Raw genomic sequence first — 24,014 nt, 5'->3', positions numbered from 1 at the left:
AATCTTTTCTTAGAGTATCGCGCTTGGGCGCTTTGCGGGTTTTACGAGTGAGCCCAAGCGGCTTTCGAAAGGTCGCTGTCGTAAGCCTGTTACGGATCAGCCGAATTCGTTTACCTCTGCCATGACCTGAACGCCCTTTGCCAAGTTTTTGTCCCGATCATCGCCGAATGCCGAGATTCGAAGCAACGCTACGTTGGACCTCATACGGATTCCGATGCGCGTCGAGATTGATTAACCTTCCGCATCAATAGAACTAAGGGCGCTGCCGTCGCGCGCTGCAAGGCTGTCCCCCTTCGTGTTTTTGGCTTCCCCTAGATGGTCAGAGGTTCACCGAGATGCCACCCCAGCTCTCCGGGTCCACGTCTTCTAACGTCTCAGTAAAGTCCCATCTGTGGCCGTAGAAGTCTTCGGCGTTGTACTGACGCTCACCATACATGTGATCCTTCGGCTCCGTCAGGATTTTGGCCCCTGCCTTCCGGGCACGCTCGCAATGGGTGAGCACGTTCACGACACGTACCTGTACAACGCTTGAACGGTTTGGAACGATGTCGCCCTCGGCGATCGTAAAGCAACCCTCGCCGGCGCGCATTTGAACTCTGTGATTGGCGATACGTAACCGCACAGTAAAACCGAATGCCTTGACGAGCCAATCAGCCGCCAAACCGGGATCGGGGTAGATGAGTACAGGAATGACCGGGCAGGGCGGAACCGAACGGTTGTAACGCATGGCGACCCTCGGAAAGAGTGCGCGCTCAGATTAGCACGCCCGGGGGCGGTAACAGGCCGGTACCTCTTTATCTCCAAGTCGTGACTGCTTGTCTGGAATTGGGAAGGTGCCTGTTTGTCGCCAGCCGTCAGTGACCCTACGGTAACAATGCGATGGTCGGTAATTCCCTTCCCGCGAGCCAGCCTTATAACACCTGCCTTATAACACCTATTGACAAAAAGGATTCCTCTTGAGGGCAGCCCAGGTCAGTGCTGTATCCGTAGGTATCGCTGCCAAAGCCGAGCTTTAGTCTGGCTGCCTTCCGCCTTGCTAACCCCGCGACGGCATGCGTCCCTTGCCGCACGGCCAGGTCCCAAGGGAAGCACTAGCTCGCGCAATGAGCGATAACCTTGAACAGCTACTGCGCGGATCACGTTATATAGACTAATAGGCGAAGCCAGATAAGTCCGCGTCAACCAGCCCTCAGGGTTTCGCTCCATTCCCCGCAATCGCTGAGATTATTCTGGAGTCCATCTCCACCTTCGCTGAGCGCCGCGCTTCCTAAGAAGCCCGGATCGCGTTAAGTTCTAAGAATGCCTCCCTTGACTGCACCAACGCCCAACATCGTCCGCTATGGACGTCTCGTCATCTTTGTCGCTGGTCTTGGTGGCCTGCTCTACGGAATCGATGTCGGCATCATCGCCGCAGCCTTGCTCTACTTGAACAAGACCATCAATCTCTCCGTCGAACAGACCTCCGTCATCGTCGCTGCAGTCCTGGGTGGAGGCATGTGTTCGTCGCTCGTGGCCGGCGTCCTCGCCGATTGGCTGGGACGGAAAAAAATGATGATCATCAGCGGCCTGCTCTTTGTCCTGAGTGTCGGGCTGATCGTCGTCTCCCAGGGATTTCTGCCCCTCTTCCTAGGCCGTCTGCTCCAGGGAATCAGCGGCGGCGTCATTGCAGTCGTGGTGCCGCTCTATCTGGCCGAGTGCCTCGCCGCCAGCAATCGCGGCCGCGGCACCGCCATCTTTCAATTCATGCTCACCTTCGGCATCGTCATCGCTGCAACCGTCGGCTGGTTCTACACCCGGCAGGCCGAAGCCGCCATTGCCGCTGCTGCCGGAAATACGACGCTCATCGTAGCTGCAGAAAATCACGCCTGGCGCGGCATGTTCCTCGCCATTGTTTATCCCGGCATCATCTTCTTTCTCGGCTCCTTCTTCTTGAGCGAAACTCCCCGCTGGCTCTTCCGTCGCGGGAAGCAGGAACAAGCGCTGGCCGCGCTCCGCAGATCCTCAACAGAAGACGAAGCCCAGTTGCAGATGCGTGAAATGCAGGCCCTTGCCCTCGAAAATCAGCGCCAGGCCGAGGCCCGCACCACTGGCTCTCTTCTCCAGCGAAGATACGTCATCCCCTTCATCCTGGCATGCGTCATCCTGGGGCTGAATCAGACCACGGGCATCAATTCCGTCCTCGGTTTTCTGGTGATCATCCTGAAACAGGCCGGCATGAGCCCGGCCCATGCAACCTCGGGCGACGTTGTCGTCAAGGTGCTGCAATGCGTGATGACCCTCGTCGGTATCGCGCTGGTCGACCGCAAGGGGCGAAGGTTCCTGCTGAAAATGGGCACCGGCGGCATCGTCATCGCCCTGGCTGCCGGAGCGATCATCTTTCACGCCTCGGAATCGCAGCGGGTCGATATTCGCGACCGGATTCAGAGCGCTGTTCATGGCAATTCCCTGGACGCACCACTTCCCTCCACCCAGGCGTCGACCTCAACCGTTCTGACGGTGCTCTATTCCTACGGAAAAGGCGACAAGCTGGCGACCGTGCTCAGCTCCGACAACGACCCCGTCCTGCACATTCAACCCGACCCCACCGCGCCGAATGCGCCGCTGGTTATCGAGCGCGCTCTCTATGGCCCGGTGCCGACGGAGACCACCGGCTGGCTGGTGACTGGATGCCTCTGCCTGTTCATCGCCTCGTACGCCCTCGGTCCAGGAGTGGTCGTCTGGCTCATGCTCTCTGAACTTATGCCAACCCGTATTCGCTCGGTCGGGATGGGCATCGCCCTGCTCCTGAATCAAGGGGTCTCGACCCTCATCGCCGCCGTCTTTCTCCCCGTCGTCGGCAAGTACGGCTATTACGCGATGTTCGCCTTCTGGGCGATCTGCACCCTGCTCTATTTCTCCACCGCGGCATTCTTCGTCCCCGAAACCAAGGGCAAGACCCTCGAAGAAATCGAACAACACTTTGAAGGCAAAACGCTCGGAACCACGATCACCGAAGGAGCATAATCGCCGCAATCGATTTCACCTGGAGGGGGCCGGTTAAAAGGCCGAACATAGCCTGCCATAGCATAGCAAGGCCGATCAGGCGCTCATCCTCGTCCGCGAAGCCGGCTCAGCTCCCGCCGGTCCCGCTTCGATGGCCGGCCTTCTCGCATCGCTTCGAAGTGCGGCATCGCCTTCCGCTCCTCCGCCAGCTTTTGGCGCTGTTCGCGGCTCGCGTCCGTCTCCCGGTAAAGCGTCTGTGCGACCGCTGCCGGCCCGCGTACCTCGCTCAACAGCAGGACTTCCACCTGGAAGTCGCCGCCGTCGTTCCTCACCAGCAATAAGTCGCCCACGCGAACGTCCCGCGCCGGCTTGGCCGCCTGGCCGTTCGAGGTGATCCTGCCCAGCTCGCACGCTCGCGCCGCCAACGCGCGGGTCTTGAAGAAACGCGCCGCCCAAAGCCACTTATCCATTCGCACGCTCGTCACTTCTCCATTCTCATACAGATGCACATTCGCCCAGCGCCCTATACTGGACAGCGATGCAAGCAGATCTTTCACCGGGAGAAGAATCATGACATTTGCCAGTGGGGAATTCACCGTCAAGCTGGTCCCACAGGACGGCCCAAGCTCCGATACGAAGTTGGGTCGAATGACGATCGACAAGGAGTTTAAGGGCGATCTCGAGGCCACCAGCCAGGGTGAGATGCTCTCGGTCCAGACCGACGTCAAGGGATCGGCCGGATACGTCGCTCTTGAAAAGGTAACCGGCAAGCTCAGCGGCCATTCCGGCTCGTTTGTCCTCCAACATTCCGCCACCATGAACCGCGGAACGCCGCACCTCAGCATCGTCGTCGTTCCCGATTCGGGCACAGGCGAACTCACCGGACTCACCGGCACGATGCGCATCGTGATCGTCGACGGCCAGCACAGTTATGAGTTCGACTACACGCTCGAGGCGTAGAAGCAAACAGCGTGGGCTAACATGATGCAAGAACGAAGGGAATTTCGATGTCAACCACGAATGCCGCCGAGCCGCGCCAACATGCGTATACCGGGCCCTCCTTGCCGCCCATCCCCGAGCCGAGCCACGCAGAGCGGGTTCGGACCCTCGTCTCCCTGACCTCGATAGCGATGCTCTCTACCATGTCACGGAAGCATCCGGGATTTCCCTTTGGCTCTCTGATGCCCTATGCACTGGATCCCGAGGGGCGGCCGATCTTCCTCATCAGCAGCATGGCCATGCACACTCAGAATCTCAAGCAGGATCCGCGCGCCAGCCTCTTCATCAACCAGCCTCCCGTCGAAGGAGACCCGCTCGGCGCTGCCCGGGCGACCCTGGTGGGCCACGCCGAGCCAGTACCCGCGAGCGAGGTCGCGGCCGCTCGGGAATGCTACCTGGCGCGACACGAGAACAGCGCCTACTGGGTCGACTTCCCGGATTTCAGCTTCTTTCGCCTGCAGCCGCTCGATCTGTATTACGTCGGCGGTTTCGGGGTGATGGGCTGGATTACCCCCGACGCCTACCAGCAAGCCTCGCCTGATCCGCTCGCCCTGGTCGCTCCCGACATCCTCGCCCACATGAACGCCGACCATAGCGACGCAATGATTCTGCTGGCGCGCGTCCATTCCCAGCTGGAAGCTACTGAAGCCACCATGACCTCCGTCGATCGACTCGGGTTCTCCCTGCGCCTCAAGACCGCGGAAGGCATGAAAGGCGCTCGCATCAACTTTCTTCGCGAGGTCGCAACTGCACAGGAGACTCGGCAAATACTCGTCGAGATGGTGCGGCAAGCCCGGGCCGGCGCAGACGAACGTACCTAGCACCTGCCAACGAATTAGCACCTGCCTTCAAGGCAGCTCAGCGACATCGGTACAGCCGTAATTTGAGGGTCTCATGGGCCTGTCGGCTAGGCCGGATCAAGCCGTGCAAGGTAGCCGTGCCGGACCATCCGCAAGCTCGTCTTTCGCTGGCTCGGTGAGGGCGACGGGTGCGCATTGCTTCTAGTCGGCTTTGTAGATGGACTTACCTTCCTTGATCGTTTCGACAACCTTTATATCCTTGATCGCGTCGGGTGAGGTTGTTATCGGATTTCCAGAAAGGATGACCAGGTCCGCCAACTTGCCCGGTTCGATTGAACCCTTTGACGCTTCCTCATCGTATTGGAATGCAGCGTTGATGGTGATCGCTTTCAGCGCCTCCATAGGAGTGACACGCTGATCCGGCCCGATGATTACACCGCTTCGTGAAACTCGGTTGACTGCCGTCCAGATGACGAACATCTGATCGAGCGGTGCGACGACAAAGTCGGTGTGATTGGTGGGACGCAAGCCCCTGTCGATCGCGGCCCGCATAGGGCTCTCGTAGAACGCCTGCTCTTTGCCGCGGTTGAGGACGTGCGTGTCGCCGAAGTAGAAGGTGTGTTCCGTGTAGAGCGAAGGGGTGATCGAATAGGCGACATACTTGTCCAACTGGTCGGCGCGAACGAACTGGGAGTGGATGACGGTAGTGTGCCGCTGTCTGGCAAGATCGCCGGCTGCGGCAAATTCATGGGCCTTGAGGAGCATATCAATCGTCGCATCTCCGTTGGCGTGGACATTCAGCGGGATGCCGAGGTCATACACCTTTTTAACCCAGGTATTCAACTGCTCCTGAGGAAACGTGGGTTGACCGCGCCAGTTCTTTTCGCCGCCCGGGCCCCCGGTTAGGTAAGGCGTAGTGAAGTAAGCGGTCTTGCCTTGGGGAGAACCATCCATCGTGATCTTCACGCCGCCGAGCTTTACGTGATTAACATACTTCCCGAAGCTGCTGGCCGGGTTGTTCGCAAGTACAGCGTCCAGGTCGAGGATGAAGGGATAAGCGACGACGTCAACCACATGCACTCCGGAGCCGGCGACACGTTGCATAAGGGCCACGTCCGACGCATGGGTCAACCCCTCCTGGGCAGTAGTAATTCCGGCGGCAGCATAGAGCATCTGTTCGGCTCGGCTCCACTCCACCTCCTCCTCGCGGGTTGGTTGGGGCAGCGCAGAAAAAACCGGCAGATAGGCTGTTTCCATGATCAAACCCGCAGGTTCGTTCGATCCGGGTTTGCGCAGGATGATACCGCCCGCTGGCGTTTTGGTCTTCGCCGAGATGCCGTATTTTGTGAAGGCCGCCGAATTGAGTACGGCTCCATGCATTGAGACATGGTTGACCATCACAGGATTATCCGGGAAGGCCGCATCGAGGTCGTCACGGTTCAGACCCACTCCGTTGGGCATCATATTTTCGTCATAGCCGTATGCCTGGATTACGACGCCGCTGGGAATCTTGTGGTCCTCACGAAATGTCTTGAGAGCCGCCAAGATACTCGGAATGTCTTTGCCGGGGCCTACTGGAGGAGCGTAGACGTTCACCTGATTGGCTACCGACAGCGAGCTGACGTAGTGACTGTGGGGATCGAGAAAGCCGGGCACGAGCGTCTTGCCACCGAGATCAACCATCTGGGTGGTTGCGCCCTTGTGCTCCTTCTCAATGGCGGACCTTGTTCCTACCATCAGGATCTTGCCATCTTTTATGGCGATCGCTTCCGCACTTGGTTGCGCGTCATTGACGGTGATGATGGGGCCGCCGAAGTAAATCGCGTCCGCGGCCGCAGCACCATGGGGGCTCGATTTGCAGCCGGTGCCAACGGTGAGAATGATTGTCAGCGCGGACAGCAGAGCTTTGCTGTTCATTGTTTTCGCCCTTTCGATTCAAATCGAGATAGCGCCCAGATTGGCTTGGATTTCGACTCTGCGCCCGAGTACTTACTTCAAAACTTATGATTGTTTTGAAACTGAAGTCGAAGAAGCCTAGCACGGGTCTTCCGGAGGAAGATAGAGTAGTCGGAGAAAACCAGTCGGACCGAGACCAGGCGCACCTGGTTAACAGGCCGAGGAAATTACGCAGACCGGAGCATCATGTTTCATGGAGGTGTCCTTGCGCTATCACGCCCCAAAATTGTCCCTCGGTCCGTGGCCGGCCCTTGAATGGAGCCAGTGGAAGGACACCGCCGAAACCTTGCATATGTGGATGCAGATTGTCGGCAAGACTCGGCTCGAACTGACTTCGACCCAAAACCATTGGTGGAACGTTCCCCTCTACGTGACGTCTCGGGGACTCTGGACCTCGCCAATGCCAATCGACGCGGGGCATCTGCTCGAGATCGAGTTCGATTTTCTCGCCCATGAGCTCCTTTTTCGAGTCAGCACCGGCATAACCAGAACGATAAAGCTCGAACCTCGAACCGTCGCCGCCTTCTATGCGGAATACCAGCAGCTTCTCAACGACCTCCACGTCGATGTCGCCATCGATCCGCTCCCGGTTGAGATAAGCGGTCCCATCCCCTTTGATCAGGACACTGTACATCGCTCCTACGATGCTGACGCAGCGCAGCGTTTCTGGCATGTTCTGCGACTGGCAGACACGCTCTTCAAGCGCGCCTCAACCAACTTCTACGGCAAGATCAGCCCCGTTCATTTCTTCTGGGGTTCCTTCGATCTGGCCGTGACCCGGTTCAACGGCCGCCGCGCTCCGGCCCGCGACGGCGCGGATGCTATTCAGTCGGAAGCCTACTCGCATGAAGTCATCAGCTCCGGCTTCTGGCCCGGAAATGGAGGCTATGGGCGCGCCGCGTTCTACACCTATGCCGCACCCGTTCCCACCGGCTTGAGCAACACTATTCTCAAAACAGCAGGTCGCTTTGATCCGGGCCTGGGCGAGTTTCTGCTCGACTATGAAGAAGTGCTCAACTCGCAGGATCCAGCCCACACCGTCCTGAGCTTCCTGCAAGAGACCTATTCTGCTGCAGCCAACGCCGCCGGCTGGGACCGCTCTTCGCTCGACCGGGATGATGAAGTAGCGCGAGCAATTGCACTTGGCTGAAGCGACTCGGATCATTCGCGGTGTGCTCCATTGAAGCTAGCCTTGATTGGGTAAGCGGGTAGCCGGGTTCGAGCGCTCCACGGCTTGAGCGGATAACACGGTGCCCCATTCAAGCCACTTGCGACTTGAGTCGAACAGCAATCTGGGCGGTCGCAGGCAGCCAAGCCCCCGCTCTCGATGCGATAGGACTGCGCCTGGAGTCGCCCACCCGCCAACATCATCCCGACAGGATTCAAGAGCGCTCTTTGACGCGCTATCCAGCCTTTTGATATACCTAAGAGGGTCAGAGTGGCGTCCTGCCACAACACTCCTCAGTAGCTCAATGGCAGAGCATTCGGCTGTTAACCGAAGGGTTGTAGGTTCGAGTCCTACCTGAGGAGCCAATCAATCCAACAACTTGCGCATTCTCAACCGGCGGCGTTTCGGTGGATAGCGGGGGATTATGGTGGGTACTCCCCAGCAAAACATTATTTTCCTCACTGATTGATTCCACCGCAGATCTCAGATCGTCTGTTGTGAACTGGCCATACTTCTTGGACATCGCGATCATGGTCGACGGACTCCACCCCACGATTTTGGCGACCTTCGCGATGGGTACGCCGGCGTTCAGCATCCGTGTCACCGCAGTCACTCTAAGGTCGTGGATCCTGTAGGCGAGCGGCGCCGCTTTGGCATTCTCTGGATCGCCTGAACGGATTGCCCCCGCAAGTCTCAGCGCAGCCCTCCAAGACGTCTTCCATGAGCCCATCGGCTTGGTAGCATCTACGTTGTAGGGAAGAGCGAGACCACTCTGATGCCCCTGCTCGCCATTCAGCCCGTACCTTTCTGAAGGGAAGACGTAGTCGTCAGGCTGTCTTTTTGGGAATTCGCTCGCCCAAAATGACAGAGTTGCCATTGCTCGCTGGTTCAACGGGACGATCCGACCTGTGCCAGATGACGTTTTATCACGCCCAAACTTCAAACAGCTGTTGGCAAAATCGATTTGTTTCCACTGCAGCATGCGAACGGTGTTCTTTCGTGCGCCTGTTTCGAGTGTGAGAACAATGAACGGCAACAGTGACCGAGAGCGAGACCTTGCACACGCCTCGATAAGGGCCTGTTGATCCGCCCGCGTTAGCGACTTACCAATGTCTTCGCCAGGATCGAGCATAGACACATCGGGCTGTATTCGAGCCCACGTTCCGGACCGCCTTAGGATCGACCGCAGTGTTCCGACCTCGTTATTGATCGTCTTCGGAGCTGAACCTTCCGCCTGGCGAGCTTCCTGATATTTGTGAACATCCTTCGCTTCTATGTCGACCACCAACTTGCGGCCGAAAACCGGAAGAAGGTGCTTGAGGTTGGCATGCTCACCCGTGAGGGTGTTGGGTCGCCATTTCTTCTTCTTTATTTCGAGCCATTCCGATGTCGCTACCGAGAATAAGCGTGGGGCTTTGCGCTTGATAATGCCCGCGGTTCCCTCTTCCAATTCGCGTCGACGCTTCTTTTCAATGTCTGCGGCCAACGTTTTCGATCTAACACCCGTAGACTCCCGAATGCGCTGTCCATTGAACAGAAACTCCATGGTCCACGTCTTCATTCCCTTGCGGCGATACAGTGACATATCATCTCCCTTTCTGTGCCCAGCGCGCGGCGTAGTTGCTTTTGCTCCAAGCAGACTGCTCCGCGGTTGTACAGCAATCGCTATCGATACGCTTTGGGTAGAACGGCTTGCCACAGGCCTTGCAGAAGCGCCAAGATAGTCCACTTCCTGCCTCGGCTGCGAAGATCTCCCACATGGCGGACCACAAGCTCTCGATCCGCCGTTCTGGTATGCAACGCAGATTTTTTACGCCGTCTTCTATGCGCCAGAGCGTCTTGGCGCTCTCTGTTTGGCGGGTGAGTTCATGTTGGATGAGGGCTATCGCAAGCGTTCTATTCATGGCGCTGGAACTGATGCGAACAACCTCATCGTTGAAACGCCCTTCCGCCATAGCAAGAGAGGGTAGCACCTTAAGCATCTGCTTATTTGCTTGCCAAGGCATCGGCACTGCAATCGAATTCACGCGCTTGCCTGTACCGATCGTTTGCGTTGGATCGCTTCCAAGATCCGGCTCACCAGCAATCCTGGTTGCCGTAAGGTTTTCTTCTATCCACTTCCAGGCGTCTTGGATTGCCTGCTCGCCATCCCTAAGAGAACGCCAGAGCTTGGAAATTGCGAGGAAGCGAGCGTGACGAGCCCAGAAATCGTCGAGATGTATCCAGTCCGCAACAGCCAACATCTTCTGCGGCCAGAATAGGGGGCCGAACGTGTCGATGAACTTCAACGCACTGAGATCATCGTCACGCTGAAGCGTGACGAAACTTACTTGAGGCGAATCCTTAAGATCTTTACTCCGCTTTGCATCCGTGACAAGACTTTCAACACTGTAGCTAGCTCCGCGAACGATGCGGACTGATGGTCTCGTGTGTCCGTTCACTCGGATCACTGGAGCCACATCCTTGATCTCGTCTAGATAAGCGGGGGTGGCAGCGTCCACAGTTGGGAAAGACTGTCCCCTTAAAAGCTGCTTCACTTTAAGCAACTCGCCCTTTTGCCATGCCGGACGAAACCACTGGAGACCATACCGCGAATCTTCGCGAAAGTCTGCGATCTTGCTCATTCGCCATTCCTCTTGATTCATACTAGTGAAGCACTAGGACTTCCGCAATGACATTCATGCGAAAGTTCGCATGAATTTTCAGGAGAAAGGAGGACGCGTACATGCCGACAGTTAGTCCCAAGCGTTTTTTGAACGTCGATGAATTTGCCGAGAGAACCGGGAAGCGACCTGCAACAATTCGGCAGAAAATTTGGCGCCGGGAACAGGAACATCTGAAAATTGGCCGCAACATCCGGTTCACTGAGGAGATGGTGGAAAAGGCACTTGAAAATTCATACGTACCGGCGATCGCGCGGTAGAAGTCAACGCCTACGGGTGGCGACGACGGCACTTAGGCAACTTTAACGACCAACATAAGGCCCGCTCGTAACGGGCCCCTGGAGTACCGACTCGAGAAAATTTATGTCCAAAGACGTCATGCAATCCCCGAAGGGGTGTGAATTCCCTGCGATCCAATTGCGCAAGTACCGCAAGACGCTTGCGCAACTAGCTAGTGCGCTGCCAAGCGCTCAGGTCGCGCCTATTATGACGGCAATCCTGTCGATTGAGAACCTGCGCCTCCATCACGAGACCATCGATGGGTGTGGCTGCTGGTACGCGAAGGCGGGCGCATGATTCGCCCGAGCTTCCAATTTTACCCGGGCGACTGGTATCGCGACACGGCCTTGCGCGCTGTTTCGATTGGAGCTCGTGGGCTGTGTATTGAAACCCTCTGCCTCTGCCACCAAGGAGCTCCCTACGGACATTTATCGATGCTGCAGAAGGAAGGCGGGGAGGATGTGGTTCGACCCATCCTTCCTGAGGTCCATGCCCGCATGTTGGGCATGACCGAGTCCGAGCTTGTGCCTCTTTTGGCAGAGTTGGAGCGGTTTAAGGTCTTCAGCCGAACTTCTGACGATATCCTTTTCTCCCGTCGCATGGTGCGCGATGAGAAATTGCGTCAAGTCCGCGCCTCGGGCGGAGTTAAGAGTTTGGACCACCCAAATGTCCCGAGGCCGAAAGCGAAGAATGAGTTTACTGGGAAGGCATCCTTGCAGCCACCCTTAAGGACGTCCCCTTCTCCTTCATCTTCGTCTTCCCATTCAATGAAGAGAGATACAGCCGCGATGAATCAGTTGACTGATGCGGCAGTCGCGGAGATTTACAACAATTACCCAAAACGGGTAGCTCAAAGACCGGCGAAGGAAGCAATCCGGCACGCTGCGGAGAGGGTGGCGAAGGCCGAAAACATCTCCCTCGAAGCAGCTCTGCAGAGGCTCCTAATCCGCGTGAAGCTGTACCGTGATCGCGAAACTGCGAAAGGTACCGATCAACAATTTATCCCTCTCCCAGCAACCTGGTTTAGTCAAGAGAGGTATGACGATGAGTCCCTCATGCGGCTCGACAACGCGGTCCGACCAGGGGCCCTCGAGAAACTAAGATTGGAGGCGGCGAGTGCCTGAGCCATTGCATCTCGAGTACGAAGAGCGCGCAATCCTCGGGCACGCCCTAAATTTCGAGGTGAAGCAGCCTGAGTTTTTCGAAGGCGCGACCGACGACCTATTTTTCACAGACGGGAACCGGCGGATCCTTCGGGCGATGGTTCGCCTGAACGGGCGTGGAGCTTCAATCGATTTGACGGCGGTCCAGACGGAACTCATCCAGTCGGATGAACTATCGAGCGCAGGCGGCGCCACATACATTTCCGACCTCACGACGGGCACGGTTCGGACTTACGACGTCAGGCAGCACTTGGAAACACTCCGCGCGATGGCTGCAAAGCGAGCCCTTGCGGCCTCGCTCGAGCGGGCTCTCGCGAGAGTTTATGGAAATGAAACGGCGGACGACGTAATCGCTTCGATCGAACACGACGTCGCGGAGGTGCAGTCGGGTTGCGGGGTTGAGGTGCTCTCCTTGAAAGATTTAATCCAACCTGAACTGGATGCGATCGCCCGTGAGCGCCAGACAAAGAAGGCCGTACTCGGCATACCAACGGGTATTGCATCACTCGACGAGGTGACGACGGGCTGGAGGAGTGAATTCTCGCTGGTGGGCGCTTATCCTGGTCGCGGCAAGACCTCATTCATCGTGCAGGCGGCGCGGGCAGCCGCGCAGGCGGGCTTCCCGGTACTGATCCTGTCGCTCGAGATGCGCAAAGGCGAACTGCTTCGCCGGCTTATGTCTCTTGAATCAAGGTTAAGGCCGCGCAAGTTCCGCGAGCCTCGCGAGATGAATACCTCTGAGTTTAACCATGTGGTGGAATGCGCCGGAGCGCTCGCGGAACTGCCGATCTATGTATGCGATCAGGACAGCTTGAATCCTCGTCAAATCACAGCGACGGCACGCCTTTGGATCCGTAAGGCCGGCGTCAAAATTGTCTTTGTCGACTTCATCCAGATCGTGAGCGAGACTGGCCGTGATGCCCGCGATGTGATGAACAAGGTCTCGGCTGCCCTTCGTAGTCTCTCGAAAAGTGCAGGAATTCCCGTCGTGGCGGCTTCGCAGTTGAGTCGTGCGAATTCACGTAACCTCAATGAACGACCGACGCTTTTTCACTTGAAGGAAACTGGAAACCTTGAGCAGGACGCCCACAACGTTTTCCTGCTTCATCGGCCCGTCGATGATCGGCAGGATTTTACTGGCGCCGACGAGATCATCATCGCTAAGCAGCGGCACGGGGTCACGGGTCCGATCAACGTATTTTATAACTCCGAACGCCTCATCTTCGAGGAGAGAAGCACCGCATGATCTGTTCTCGGGCAGAAAAGCTCGAGTGCCCACATCGCGAACATGTGCTTCGCGATATAGCAGCGATCATGTATCGCTGATTTATTTGGCGCCGGACGTCGCTGCCATCCATGCTGCGCAGCACCCCGTCAGGCTCGAAGAACTTGACGCATTGCTGAAGCTGTTAGCTTATCCTCGGAACAGAAAGCAAACGCGGGCATCGTGTTCAGCGCCATGGGGTGCAGGCGAGGCGCGGCAGTCTCGGCGGTGACCGATCAGGGTGTGATTATGCACTTCGATGTCAGAACCTTATAACTCCTTTCTTAGAGGAGCCTGGCAAGGCTTGTATGATCAAGTGCTCCCTGGGTATTCACAAAGCTCCCCACGATCTTCAGAAACGAGGAACAATGCCGAGAGCCTGTCGAGTGTGTACCGATCGGCGCCGTGACGAGATCGACGCGGCACTGACTGCGGGGAGGTCGATCCCGGCGATCGCACGGGAGGTGGGGCTACCAGAAAGCAACCTGTATCGACATCGAAAGGACCACCTCACTGCCGCCGCGACTTCGTTGGTGCACCGCCCGGCTGCGCTGATGTCTTCTATTGAATTTCTAGAGGAACGCGATCGGGACCTCGCGTCTGTTCAGACCATGGCGATCACTCGCGGGCACACGCAATCGGCCGTGGCCGCGCTCAGCCAGCGAATCAAGATCGGCCTCGAGATCGCAAATCTCCGCGGCGAGATTCTTCCAAAGCCAAGATCGGCGTTCTTTGCAACTCTGGACAAAGAGACCGCGGCACGGATCGCAAACAGCTACTTGAAACACGAGGCACTTAGCCATGCAATCATCGACGTCTGTCAAAAGTGAGGAAGTCTTCGCGCTTGCCCGACTTAGCCTGGCAGCCTACGCCCCGCTCATGTTCCCTTCATTTCAGCTGTCCCAGCACCATTCAAAGCTCATTCGCAAACTCGAAGCTGTAGAAGCAGGCCGCCTTCGCCGCCTGCTCATCTCCATGCCGCCTCGGCATGGCAAGTCACTGCTGGCTACTACGATCTTCCCTGCGTGGTATCTGGGGCGCAATCCTGGCAAATCGGTGATTACGGCAAGTTACGGCCAGGACCTTGCGGACGATTTTGGCCGGCAGGTCCGAAACTTTGTGAATGATGGTTATACGCAGGCCGCTTTCCCGGAGCTCAAAATCGCGGAAGACTCGAACTCCATGAAGAGATTCACCACGACCGCGGGCGGGAATTACTTCGCTGTTGGTGTTGGGGCAGCTATCACTGGCCGGGGAGCAAACTTGCTCCTCATCGACGATCCAATCCGCAACATGGAGGACGCCCGCAGCGAAGTTATGCTGCGCACGCTGCACGATTGGTTTTCCACGGTCGCGTACACGCGTCTGGCCCCCAATGGAGCCGTAGTGGTCATCCAGACGCGCTGGTCGCATGACGATCTCATTGGCTGGCTGCTCAGGGAGCATCCGGACGAAGGTTGGGACTACCTCAACATGCCGGCGATCGCTGAAGTCGACGGTGACGGTCGCAACGAAGGGGAAGCGCTCTGGCCTGACCGATTCGACTTAGCAGATCTTAAGTCCAAACGTTCCATTCTCGGCGGTAAAGCATTCGACGCGCTCTATCAAGGCCGCCCAACCACTGAGGAGGGCGCCGTCTTCCAGCGGTCCTGGTGGCAGAGATACACGGAGTTTCCAAAGTTTCGTCGCATCGTTCAGTCGTGGGACACGGCGTTCAAGACGGGCTCAGAGAACGATTACTCTGTTTGCACAACGTGGGGAGAGGCTCAGGATGGCTTTTACCTCCTTCATCGTTACAAAAGAAGGGTTGAATTCCCCGAATTAAAACGCCAAGTGGCAATCTTGGCTGCAGAGTGGAAACCTCGAATCATCCTGATCGAAGACAAAGCATCAGGCCAGTCGCTTCTGCAGGAGATCAAGAACAGCACTCGGTTCGCGGTCCGGCCGATCAAGGTAGACACCGACAAGCTGTCCCGGGCTCATGCTGCAAGCCCTCTGGTCGAATGCGGCAAGGTCTTCCTACCGAAGGCGGCACCGTGGCTGGAAGACTACCTGACCGTCATGTCGACATTTCCCGCAGGTGCCCACGATGATGACGTGGATTCGACAACGCAAGCGCTGAACTACTTGCGCGGTAGCAACCAGGCTCACGGACTGATCGAAGCCATGAAGCAGCTGGGCGGCGCGTCGCACGAGGATCAGACTGAGTGGCTGGGCTTATCGAAGCCGGCTGCGCCCGTACCGGACCCGGTCCTGCAGTGTGAGAGATGCGGCTCAGACTTCATCCAGAAACTGTCTTCAGGCTTTCGCTGCGGCATGTGCGCCCACCAGTTTGGCACGCCGGCATTCGTGTTTTCGGAGAGTCAGCGGATGCCTTCGTGGAGGATGTGAAGAGAATAAGGACCTGGGGCCGAGATTCGGATAACGCCACGCGGAGTGTGCTCGATCTATCGCCCGCGTGGCGTTATCTTTATAGTTTTACGATCACATGGTGGAGGAAGTGGAACTGAAATTCGAAATGATCGCCAGGGATTATGTGAACTGTAGTCAGCTCGCAGTGTACTTCTCAGATGACACCATGGCGATCTTTACGGCTAAACAACTCGCGTCATTTTCGCTGGATAGACTCGAGGCAGAGGAAATTGCGCCCGAATAATAAGGAAAGAGGGTGGGCGACGCACATGGCCGATTTGTGCTTGGAAGTAGAGAGCCGATAGAAATTCCTCTTTAGGGATTCACCGTCGGCACGAGCGGAAGCGAAGCGCTAGCAGCGCCGCTCGTGCCGGCCGTGTAGAAGGAAGTAGCACTGTAGTAAACAATGCGTTGGGCACACTGGGCAACAGATGCGTTTCTGATGAAATCTTGTCGTAGATCGCGAGCGCGATCCATGCCTCGATCAGCACGATTCCCCGGGCGTCAAAGAGGCAGTTCCAGCCGAACCAGAACAACACCCAGAAGGCCATCCATGGATAAAGGACGATGCCGGATGTCCGCCCGCGCTTGAATGCCCGCCAGAGCCATCCGGCAAGCAGTCCGGCGGCGAAGAGATAGACCGGCGTCCACCAGCCGAGGTCCCAGAAGAGATAGCCAAAGACGCCCGGTAACGCCTAAATGGCTTCGCCCCTATCTGAGTTCCATAAGGGCTGATGCGGTTGCGCGAGTGCTGATGGTATTACGCCGAAGTTCCGTCAGTTACAAACAAACGGAAAGAGAAGAAATGCTAGGAGCGGGCGCCTTGATATGGCCCTTTGGTCACTCCAATATGTGGAAACGAGACAACTGCGGACACACTGGGTGAAAAATAGTAATAACCTATTTGCTCCGCCAGATCAAGTTTTTCGCAGTCATCTCGCTCGAGTAAAACTGCGGAGAAACATGAGTCAGGCTCCAAGTTCATCGAACAGCGTGACCAATGTTGGAATGAGACTCATTTCCAGGGGGCTGAGGTTGAACGGCAGGCGAATTCCAGCTCTGTGAGCAGGCGTAATAAAAGTTTAGCCGCGTGCAGGAAGAATCGTTGAAGCAGATTTTTCATTCCTTCTCTGATTTGAGCGCTGCAAAAGCTTTGTTTCGTGCCCGACATAGTCTACGCTTGCAGGGTACACCGTGAGAGAGACGTTGGAAGAGGATTCATGAAGAATCCGGCACAAGCAGTTCTTCCGCGGCAGTACTATGGCCTGCTCGGAGGGTGACAGGATGGCTGCTACCATCCCCCAGGACGGTGCGAGCTTCAAAGCGAGCGCGTCGGACGAACTGACGGATCGCTCCGAGATTACGAGGTGCTCGGGATGATCCAAGCTGTCGGAAGCCTGCCGAGCCTGGTCGGAAAGTCGCCCTACAATCACTGCGGTCGTCGAAGTATCCCAGGATTCTCTTCAAGACAACCGATCCGTACGCGAAAGAGAGTAGGTCGGCGCTACGGAGACCACGTAGTTAGTCAGCAAAGCCGTCCTTTAGACTCAGGCTTCTCAAGCGAATGTCAGTTCGGTCGGAGGATAAAGCATCTTTGAGCCAGACGGCGTTGGCGGTGGCATGGCCCATCGCGGTGTTGTCAAAGATAACCCAAGTCTCCTTCGGCCTCGGTCCGGCCTCAAGCAATTGTAGTCGCTTCGCAAAGGTCTGCAGCCATTGCTCGTCATACTCCGAGTAGTAAATGCGCGGAGTTCCATGAAGACGCCAATAAAACAGGCCTGAACAGCCTCCCGGCAGGCTCGCGAGTTCAGATCCTTTGGGTGGGTCGGCGGCAACGCGGGCGATTTCGAAGCTTCGCAAGAGGCTGTCGACCTGGGGATGGAACCAGCTCGGATGACGAGGCTCCAGAGCCACCGCGCCCGGATGGAATTCTCGCAAAGTAATGAAGAACTCCTGTGCAACACCTTCGTCGAAGGCGAGCTTCGGGGGAAGCTGGAAGAGCACTGGTCCTAGTTTATCGCCAAGACCACGCACCGAATCAAAGAATTCCAGCAGAGCGCCGCCTGTGTTCACAAGTTTAGCGGTGTGAGTTACGGTCTTGGACGCCTTCACGGCGAAGCGGAAGTTAGCGGGCGTGGTTGCCGCCCACCGCTCCCAGGTGGCTCGCCGGTGCGGCCGGTGAAAGCTGGAGTTGATCTCCACGCACCGCAGTCGGCTTGCATAGCCCTCCAGATGCGAACCCATCGCGCGTTCCGAGAAGAGAGGCAGATGCTGCTTCGGCACAGTCCATCCTGCCGTACCAATAAAGACTGTCATCTATCAGCGTATACCCCATGTGCTACCTTGTTCGAGTTGTTTATATTGAGAATGCCTTACAAACACATCGGGCCTTGTTTCATCGTTTAACCCGGGGGCTTCAAGATGTGCCATGCGCCGAGTTGGTCCGCCAGCTTGACGATATGCGGCCCGATCTCAGGATAGTGGTCGTTAGGCAGCCCTGAGCATTGAAAGTGTGACGGAGCGGATCATTTCCTCGAAGACTTCGAGCCAAAGGAGCTATGAAGCTTTTCGCAGCCTGGATTCCTCATTGGTGCCACGCTGATGGTTCTCGCCGCCATCTGCGAGTGGGTGATCGGCCTGAAGGCAGCAGGTAAATCGCTCGAATCAATCTCTAAGCCTCTACAAAGTCGCACTTAAAGGCCATGCCTGCCACGAATATTTCAAGAACAGCTGCTCATTTAGCTCTTTCAGAGGCAGCCGTCCACAAGGCAGCATGACCGACGAACAGACAACGACCCTAAGTTCCGACTGACTTTGACAAACCGAGTTGCTGCCATCTGCATCGTACTTTTCTAAGGCGATGTAAGCACCTGCTAGGTCATAGGAGTAGGAATTCAAGAGCTAGACACAGGTACAGAGAACGCAATTGAGGCTGATGATCGTGCTAATCGGGCTCACAAGACTGGGGCGGGCCTCTTGGGAAATTTCGAACCGGAAGGCTCAAGCGAGGAATCTTCAAGCGAGCTGGAAGGAACCATAAATCAAAGGCTTTTTACCGCGCTAAGGGGGTGGCATAAACTTTGAACAAGCAACTGAGTTCGAAATCACCTGCATCGCAGATCTGAAGAGGACGATCATGATTGACCGCTGCTTTAATCCAGATTGCAGACTGCAGTTGCACTACCTTCGTGACGGTCGGGTGGTGCGAGTGATTACCCGAAAAGGCGAAACCGATGTATTGGAACACTTCTGGCTTTGTGGCCTTTGCTACGCAGCCCACGATTTCACTTTTTCGCCCAGCGGGGAGGTGAAACTAGAGGCCAAGAGTTCGCTCCGACGCCGCGGCGTTGAGGATGTAATCCTCTTAATGCCTACCCACCCAACGGGCATTTAGGCCTCTTCCGTCAAGACGTGATTGCGACTTATTGCCTGCGATCCGACGCTTCCAAAGTTGGGAATATAGATCCGAGTGAGCATGTGACCTCGATTATACGAAATGACGTCTCCTTTTTTCGATTTGGCGGCTTGTCTTCGACGCCAAGACTCACAATCCATGTTCTCGAGTCGCACGAGCGAGGAATGACGTCTTCAAATTACCCAGGTAGGAGCTCTCATGTGCGCTTCATTGACCCGTATCCTTGGCGCCACCTCTCTTTTGGCAGCAATCCTAACCGGCTTGGCGGACGCAGAGCCGATTCACGTTCGCTTCGCCCAGGGATCAAGCCACGGTTTTCTTGCTATCCGGACGCTTGACGGCAAGCTCATCGCTACGGGTGAATCAACCCAAATAGTTCATGGCGATCGGGTCACTTCGCGGCTTATTTTTCGATTTCGTGACGGATCAATCGATGACGACACCACCATCTTCACGCAACGCGAGGTCTTCCGACTGGTCAGCGACCACCACATTCAGCATGGGCCTTCATTTCCCATGCACGTTAACCAAGGAACATATGGACTTGCCACCCGACGTGTCGAACGGGCTTCCGCCCAATCTCCTGCTGAACATTCCTCCATCCACTGCGGAAACGAAGATTTCATACGTTGTACCAGGCAAGAAGCCGCGTCTGATCCTAGTCTCTATTAAACCGACAGGCAGTCTAGCCTTTACCGTTGGGGGATTACGGCGGCAAGCGACCGACTTTACCCTTCACATTGAGTTGGGTGGGGCTTCTGGGATGGTCGCACCGATGATCGGCAAACAGCCGGCCGACTATCACATCTGGCTACAGAGCGGCGCACCTCCGGCTTTCGTTCGGGAGGAAGGACCACTCTATGAGGGTGGCCCGATCTGGCGCATCGAGGAAATCAGTCCTACTTTTGGCCGCTGACTTTCGAGCTAGGGGTTTGGTATGCCGCTTACAGGGCGGCCATTCGCCCGCGGCTTAGCCAACTCAAGTGGGCCAGCCGTCATCAAGCGGAGCGGGAACGGAGCTTCTTTCTATTCGAGAGCCAAGGCATCGCAAGCGCCCAAACCTTAGGCAAATGGCCTAGCCGTCTTTTTCCGCCCACCTCTGTCAGTGGGCGACAAAGGCGTGGTCTAGTTTATCAACGTCTCGCGGAGAAAGAAGGGGTCGGTCCTATGCAAGTTGGCAATTTTAGTCGTTTGACGTTGCGGCCTTTCTCGCGAGACTGGGCCGAAAATCTAAACAGTTCATTTTGCAACGCTATGCCGTGTTTTCAAATCGGCGTCCCCCAACAGCGGCAGCAAAAAGAGATTAGCGAGAATGTCTATGACCGTTCCGGCAACGACTACGAGGCCGAACCTCTGTGTAGGAGGAAAATTCGAGAGGGCAAAGATGGCAAAGCCGGCCGCGATGATGACATCTGAATAGACGATGCCGCGCCATTGCTCACGACGGCCTGCTGCCCACGCGCTCCAGCCCTCTTTGCCATCGCGCTGCGCACGCTTCACCCCAAACACCAGGTGAACCATCGAATCGATCGCCATTCCAATGCAGACGTTGGTAGCGGGCGCGGAGATGATATCAACGGGAATACGAAGCAAACCAATACCACCCAGCATCCAGATGGGCACCAAGCTGAGGCTGAAAATCATGGCGATCGCTACCCGGATATTCCGGCCGACGATCAAGGCCACGCCCGTAAAAAATACTAGTAACCAAATCAGGCCAGTTCTGAGGCTTGACGCTACCAGCTTCGCCAGCGCTCCCTGCAACTGATACACGCCCCCAACGAGATAGGGTGTGAAGCCTTGCTTCCGAACAATCGATTTTAGATCGTTCACAACCTCAACTCGCGGCTTGTCCCGCCTTTGCTCGTCCATGCGCAGATAGAAGGCCGCCAGCTTACGATCTTTCGATACGAAGGTGCTCGCGATCCTATCGTGCTTCGCTTCGCTCATGATTTTTAGCAGGCGGTCCCAACCGAAAAGGAAGGCAAACGGCTGACGATGCCCCTCGTCCATCAATACTGGCAGCGAGAGCACGGTTCCTACTCCCTTGTGCTCTTCGAGCGCCTCCTGCAGATTCCACATCTTGTCGTACTCTTCTTTCGTATCCAGCTTGTCGCCATTCGCTGCGGCGATCACCAGGGTCAGCGGATTCGACCCCCCGTTGCGGTCGACATATAGAAGTCCGTCTCGCGGTTCCCTGCCTTTCTTGAAGTAATCAAGCAGGCTGGGGTCGGTATTTAGCCGCGATATGCCAAAACTCAAGCCGACGCTGACCAACAGGATAGCCACGGAAGGCCAGGCAAACTTCCTAGTCCAAAATTTAGACCAGCGTTCATCAGGCAGTGTTTGTGTCTTTTTGGGCCGTGCCCACTCCAAAAATGACGGGTACATTAGGTATGCGCAACAGAGCGCGATCACCGTTCCCTCCACGCCGCCGTAGCCTAGCTCACGCAATGGTTTGGCCGGCACCAGCAACAGACTTCCGAACCCAAGCGATGCACACACCATCGACCAGAACGAGGCTGGCAACGTCATACGCCACGCCTTCGCACTCAGGCTGCGCGAATCAACCTCCTCCTCATCTCCCTGACGCGCAAGTGTCTGCCAGTTGAACGTCATATAAACCAGGTGAGACAAGGTCACGACAAAGACAATTGTTCCCAAGTTTGCAGTCAGGATCCCGATTTTTTCGCCCACTGCCGATTGGACGAGCAGCGTCGCCAGCACGGCGCTGGTACACGTCACGAGAATTCCAAGAGTGAGCTTCAACGATCGAAAGAGAAGCCAAGCTGCCGCTCCGAACAGGAGCACAGACGTAAGGCTAAAGACACGGAAATCATGCTTCAGACTTCGTCGGATCATCTCGGCCACATACTGGGCCCCGGCAATATTAATGCGAAAATCCTTTGCATTGAATTTGTCCACGATCGCTTCGACCCGGCGGATCAGTCCCTCGCCGTCTCTGTTGGAAGCAAAAAGGACCACGTTGCTGGAGCGCCCATTCTCCGCAATCAACAATCGCTTCCAAAAGGGGCTCTTTTCCGCATCCGCAAAGTCTTTCGGTCCGTCAGTCAGGCTTGCGGCACCATTAACTGTTTCAACCGCCTGCAATTGCCGCGTCAACTGTGCCAGCCGCTGAAGGTAGTGCTGCGAAGAAACACTCGACGCGGCTACGCTAACGATCAGCTGGCTGCCGGAAGGAAATATCTTATCAATCCTTGCCGACTCTTTATATTCGGAATCACTCGGAGAGAAAAAGAAGTTCTCGGTCACCTGCGGCTTCAGGTCGACAAATATAGCTACGAGACCAAATAAAAGTACGGCCAATGCTAGCATCAGCCAGTGCCGCCCTGGAAGCTTATCTTTGAACGTGATCATAGGACTTTCTTACCACCGCGCAAGGGTGGGATGCGCGCCACTCACGCAAGGGATACTGAGCGAAATTCGAAGTGGCGGAAGGACTATTGAGTTCAAGTGTGCTACCGACAACATGAAACCTAACATTGCTGTCACGAGCCGCGAAGTAGTCGTCAGCCGGTGAGTTGGTCGTAAATCGTTGATGACTTGTTGCAGCGCGGGCGATGCCAGCTTCACCGCTTCCATGATGGCTTGTTCCAGGCGTGCGACCCGCTCCCGCATGTGCTCGACCTAGTGCAGATAATCCTGGCGCGTGGACTCTTGAGCGATCTCTGTGTGAAACGTGGCTGCGCCACCCAGATCAGCTGGATGAAACACAAGCTGTAGATCAACGCGCAGATTTCTCACTGCGACTCAAGAATCCGCATCAGACTGAGTATTGGGCGCTACTAGCTACGCATGCTTCACTCACCTCCGAAAGTGTCGTAGTTGGCCGGGCGACCGAAATCCCGCAATTCTTCTTAAGAAGAAGCCATTTGTTTCTACGCTCTGAAAAGCTTCTGATACTCCTGGAAGCCAAAGGACTCGGAGCCGAACGGAGCACAGCGATCCGCCTGGGCGACCTTCCGGCAGGGCCATAGTTCCGGCCCTTACCACCTTCTCGCCGGGGGCTGTCATCGGCGCCATTTCGAAGCCTTTGCAAGGCAGAGGGTAGGAGGGCACACCATGAACCCGCTTGTTCTTAATGACCAGCTGTCGCACCAATTCGGCGTTCTTATATTGCTCGGGCTTCCGGTCGCTTGCGTCTCATGGACGATCACCCACGAGGAGGTATTTCGCGAGCCAAGGGAATACTGCAAGGACAGAAGCCAAAACTGCAAACCGCTCTACCAGCGCAAATTCTTTTACCTCTTCACATGTGAGTATTGCTTTAGTCACTATGTGACGGCGCTGTTCCTCTTCTTCACCCATTTTCAGATGCTTTACCAGGGATGGCGGGGCTTCCTGATCTCGGAGTTTGCGCTTGTGTGGATGGGTAACGTATACATGAGCGCATTCAATCGCCTGCGGCTTGAGATCAAGGCGGAGAATCTTTCCATTGCCGAGCAGACCTCTCCTACCACTGAGAAGAGCCATCCCTCTCCTATCGTTATCGACAATCCCGTAAGTTCAAAGAACGGCCTGCCCTCATAGCTCGGGAGAACGAGCGGACTATAGCCTTCGCCAATCTAGCGGCCGTTGTGAGTAAAAAAGGCACATGACGAAGCGCCCAGTATCATTCCTGGCGTCTCCGCGCGAATAGCGTCGCTTGGTACCTAATAGCAGAAGATGACCGCATGATCCTTAAGGGCGATCGCGTATACCTCGAAGGCGAGTTGCGAACCAGCAAATGGGAGAAAACCATTGGCGGCGAAACCCTCAAGCTCGTTCGGTATGAGGTCTATGCTTCGCAGATCGAACGCGTGGCCAAGGCCGAAGATCCGGAAGACGACGCGACATCACAGGACGTCACGGTAACCTACGTGTAATCAGCAGTTGGCCAAAGGGGGCGGTGC

20 protein-coding genes, 1 tRNA gene and 1 pseudogene are annotated in these 24,014 nt (G+C 56.3%); 15 read left to right on the top strand and 7 right to left on the bottom strand.

Features of this window, described 5'->3' with window-relative positions:
* Positions 1-319: 319 nt before the first annotated feature.
* Complete coding sequence (locus ACPOL_RS15725; RefSeq protein WP_114207888.1) at positions 320-727, bottom strand: VOC family protein; 408 nt, start codon at positions 725-727, stop codon at positions 320-322.
* A 581-nt stretch (positions 728-1,308) separates the two neighbouring features.
* Between ACPOL_RS15725 and ACPOL_RS15720 the strand changes: the two genes are divergently transcribed.
* Positions 1,309-3,003 carry an MFS transporter gene (locus tag ACPOL_RS15720; protein WP_414633303.1) on the top strand — a complete coding sequence of 565 codons (1,695 nt, stop codon included), beginning with the start codon at positions 1,309-1,311 and terminating at the stop codon, positions 3,001-3,003.
* Between the two features lie 83 nt (positions 3,004-3,086).
* Here the strand turns inward: ACPOL_RS15720 and ACPOL_RS15715 are convergent, their stop codons facing one another.
* Positions 3,087-3,554 (bottom strand): RNA-binding S4 domain-containing protein, encoded by a 468-nt coding sequence (locus ACPOL_RS15715; RefSeq protein ID WP_338026647.1) that lies wholly within the window; start codon positions 3,552-3,554, stop codon positions 3,087-3,089.
* On the opposite strand from ACPOL_RS15715, the gene ACPOL_RS15710 reads away from it, so the two are divergent.
* Positions 3,553-3,942, top strand: a complete 390-nt coding sequence (locus ACPOL_RS15710; RefSeq protein WP_114207886.1) for a DUF3224 domain-containing protein — start codon at positions 3,553-3,555, stop codon at positions 3,940-3,942. The two genes, ACPOL_RS15715 and ACPOL_RS15710, sit on opposite strands and share 2 nt — an antisense overlap.
* A gap of 47 nt (positions 3,943-3,989) precedes the next feature.
* Positions 3,990-4,802, top strand: coding sequence for a HugZ family pyridoxamine 5'-phosphate oxidase (locus ACPOL_RS15705; RefSeq protein ID WP_114207885.1), 813 nt, complete (start codon positions 3,990-3,992; stop codon positions 4,800-4,802).
* A gap of 180 nt (positions 4,803-4,982) precedes the next feature.
* Here ACPOL_RS15705 and ACPOL_RS15700 read toward each other — a convergent pair whose 3' ends face one another.
* On the bottom strand, positions 4,983-6,698 hold the full coding sequence (locus tag ACPOL_RS15700) for an amidohydrolase (protein ID WP_114207884.1): 1,716 nt from the start codon (positions 6,696-6,698) through the stop codon (positions 4,983-4,985).
* A gap of 244 nt (positions 6,699-6,942) precedes the next feature.
* On the opposite strand from ACPOL_RS15700, the gene ACPOL_RS15695 reads away from it, so the two are divergent.
* The gene (locus tag ACPOL_RS15695) at positions 6,943-7,887 is read left to right on the top strand and encodes a DUF5996 family protein (RefSeq protein WP_236656823.1); all 945 of its coding nucleotides are present in this window, start codon (positions 6,943-6,945) and stop codon (positions 7,885-7,887) included.
* A gap of 308 nt (positions 7,888-8,195) precedes the next feature.
* Positions 8,196-8,270, top strand: a tRNA-Asn gene (locus ACPOL_RS15690).
* Positions 8,271-8,443: 173 nt separating this feature from the next.
* Here ACPOL_RS15690 and ACPOL_RS36315 read toward each other — a convergent pair.
* Both ACPOL_RS36315 and ACPOL_RS15675 read right to left on the bottom strand, forming a co-directional pair.
* Positions 8,444-9,451 (bottom strand): annotated as a pseudogene (locus ACPOL_RS36315) (tyrosine-type recombinase/integrase); the annotation flags it as partial.
* A gap of 40 nt (positions 9,452-9,491) precedes the next feature.
* A complete protein-coding gene (locus ACPOL_RS15675) occupies positions 9,492-10,529 on the bottom strand; it encodes a hypothetical protein (protein WP_114207882.1) in 1,038 nt (345 codons plus the stop codon).
* A gap of 101 nt (positions 10,530-10,630) precedes the next feature.
* On the opposite strand from ACPOL_RS15675, the gene ACPOL_RS15670 reads away from it, so the two are divergent.
* From ACPOL_RS15670 to terL, 6 genes are all read left to right on the top strand, one after another.
* Positions 10,631-10,828, top strand: coding sequence for a MerR family transcriptional regulator (locus ACPOL_RS15670; protein WP_114207881.1), 198 nt, complete (start codon positions 10,631-10,633; stop codon positions 10,826-10,828).
* A 103-nt stretch (positions 10,829-10,931) separates the two neighbouring features.
* The gene (locus tag ACPOL_RS15665) at positions 10,932-11,144 is read left to right on the top strand and encodes a hypothetical protein (RefSeq protein WP_114207880.1); all 213 of its coding nucleotides are present in this window, start codon (positions 10,932-10,934) and stop codon (positions 11,142-11,144) included.
* Positions 11,141-11,971, top strand: coding sequence for a hypothetical protein (locus ACPOL_RS34860; protein ID WP_150133029.1), 831 nt, complete (start codon positions 11,141-11,143; stop codon positions 11,969-11,971). The genes ACPOL_RS15665 and ACPOL_RS34860 overlap by 4 nt, the downstream gene beginning before the upstream one ends.
* Positions 11,964-13,256 (top strand): replicative DNA helicase, encoded by a 1,293-nt coding sequence (locus ACPOL_RS15655; RefSeq protein WP_114207878.1) that lies wholly within the window; start codon positions 11,964-11,966, stop codon positions 13,254-13,256. Before ACPOL_RS34860 ends, ACPOL_RS15655 begins: the two co-directional genes overlap by 8 nt.
* 386 nt (positions 13,257-13,642) lie before the next feature.
* Complete coding sequence (locus tag ACPOL_RS15650; protein WP_150133028.1) at positions 13,643-14,104, top strand: hypothetical protein; 462 nt, start codon at positions 13,643-13,645, stop codon at positions 14,102-14,104.
* Entirely contained in the window at positions 14,076-15,665 is a 1,590-nt protein-coding gene (terL, locus tag ACPOL_RS15645; protein WP_114207876.1) for a phage terminase large subunit, read from the top strand. The genes ACPOL_RS15650 and terL overlap by 29 nt, the downstream gene beginning before the upstream one ends.
* A gap of 1,542 nt (positions 15,666-17,207) precedes the next feature.
* Here terL and ACPOL_RS15630 read toward each other — a convergent pair.
* Complete coding sequence (locus tag ACPOL_RS15630; protein WP_114207873.1) at positions 17,208-18,002, bottom strand: DUF72 domain-containing protein; 795 nt, start codon at positions 18,000-18,002, stop codon at positions 17,208-17,210.
* 820 nt (positions 18,003-18,822) lie between these two features.
* On the opposite strand from ACPOL_RS15630, the gene ACPOL_RS33185 reads away from it, so the two are divergent.
* Both ACPOL_RS33185 and ACPOL_RS34855 read left to right on the top strand, forming a co-directional pair.
* Positions 18,823-19,080, top strand: a complete 258-nt coding sequence (locus ACPOL_RS33185) for a hypothetical protein (RefSeq protein WP_150133027.1) — start codon at positions 18,823-18,825, stop codon at positions 19,078-19,080.
* A gap of 559 nt (positions 19,081-19,639) precedes the next feature.
* Complete coding sequence (locus ACPOL_RS34855; RefSeq protein ID WP_236656822.1) at positions 19,640-20,017, top strand: hypothetical protein; 378 nt, start codon at positions 19,640-19,642, stop codon at positions 20,015-20,017.
* 323 nt (positions 20,018-20,340) lie between these two features.
* Here ACPOL_RS34855 and ACPOL_RS15615 read toward each other — a convergent pair whose 3' ends face one another.
* Positions 20,341-22,479, bottom strand: coding sequence for an efflux RND transporter permease subunit (locus ACPOL_RS15615; RefSeq protein WP_114207871.1), 2,139 nt, complete (start codon positions 22,477-22,479; stop codon positions 20,341-20,343).
* A gap of 705 nt (positions 22,480-23,184) precedes the next feature.
* On the opposite strand from ACPOL_RS15615, the gene ACPOL_RS15610 reads away from it, so the two are divergent.
* Together ACPOL_RS15610 and ACPOL_RS15605 are read left to right on the top strand one after the other, a co-directional pair.
* Positions 23,185-23,652 carry a hypothetical protein gene (locus ACPOL_RS15610; protein WP_236656821.1) on the top strand — a complete coding sequence of 156 codons (468 nt, stop codon included), beginning with the start codon at positions 23,185-23,187 and terminating at the stop codon, positions 23,650-23,652.
* Positions 23,653-23,795: 143 nt separating this feature from the next.
* The gene (locus tag ACPOL_RS15605) at positions 23,796-23,987 is read left to right on the top strand and encodes a single stranded DNA-binding domain-containing protein (protein WP_114207870.1); all 192 of its coding nucleotides are present in this window, start codon (positions 23,796-23,798) and stop codon (positions 23,985-23,987) included.
* The last annotated feature ends 27 nt before the right edge of the window (positions 23,988-24,014 follow it).

Source organism: Acidisarcina polymorpha (genome assembly GCF_003330725.1).
GTDB lineage: Bacteria > Acidobacteriota > Terriglobia > Terriglobales > Acidobacteriaceae > Acidisarcina > Acidisarcina polymorpha.
The sequence above is the reverse complement of the archived record's forward strand: the minus strand, read 5'-3'. Positions and strand labels throughout refer to the sequence as shown.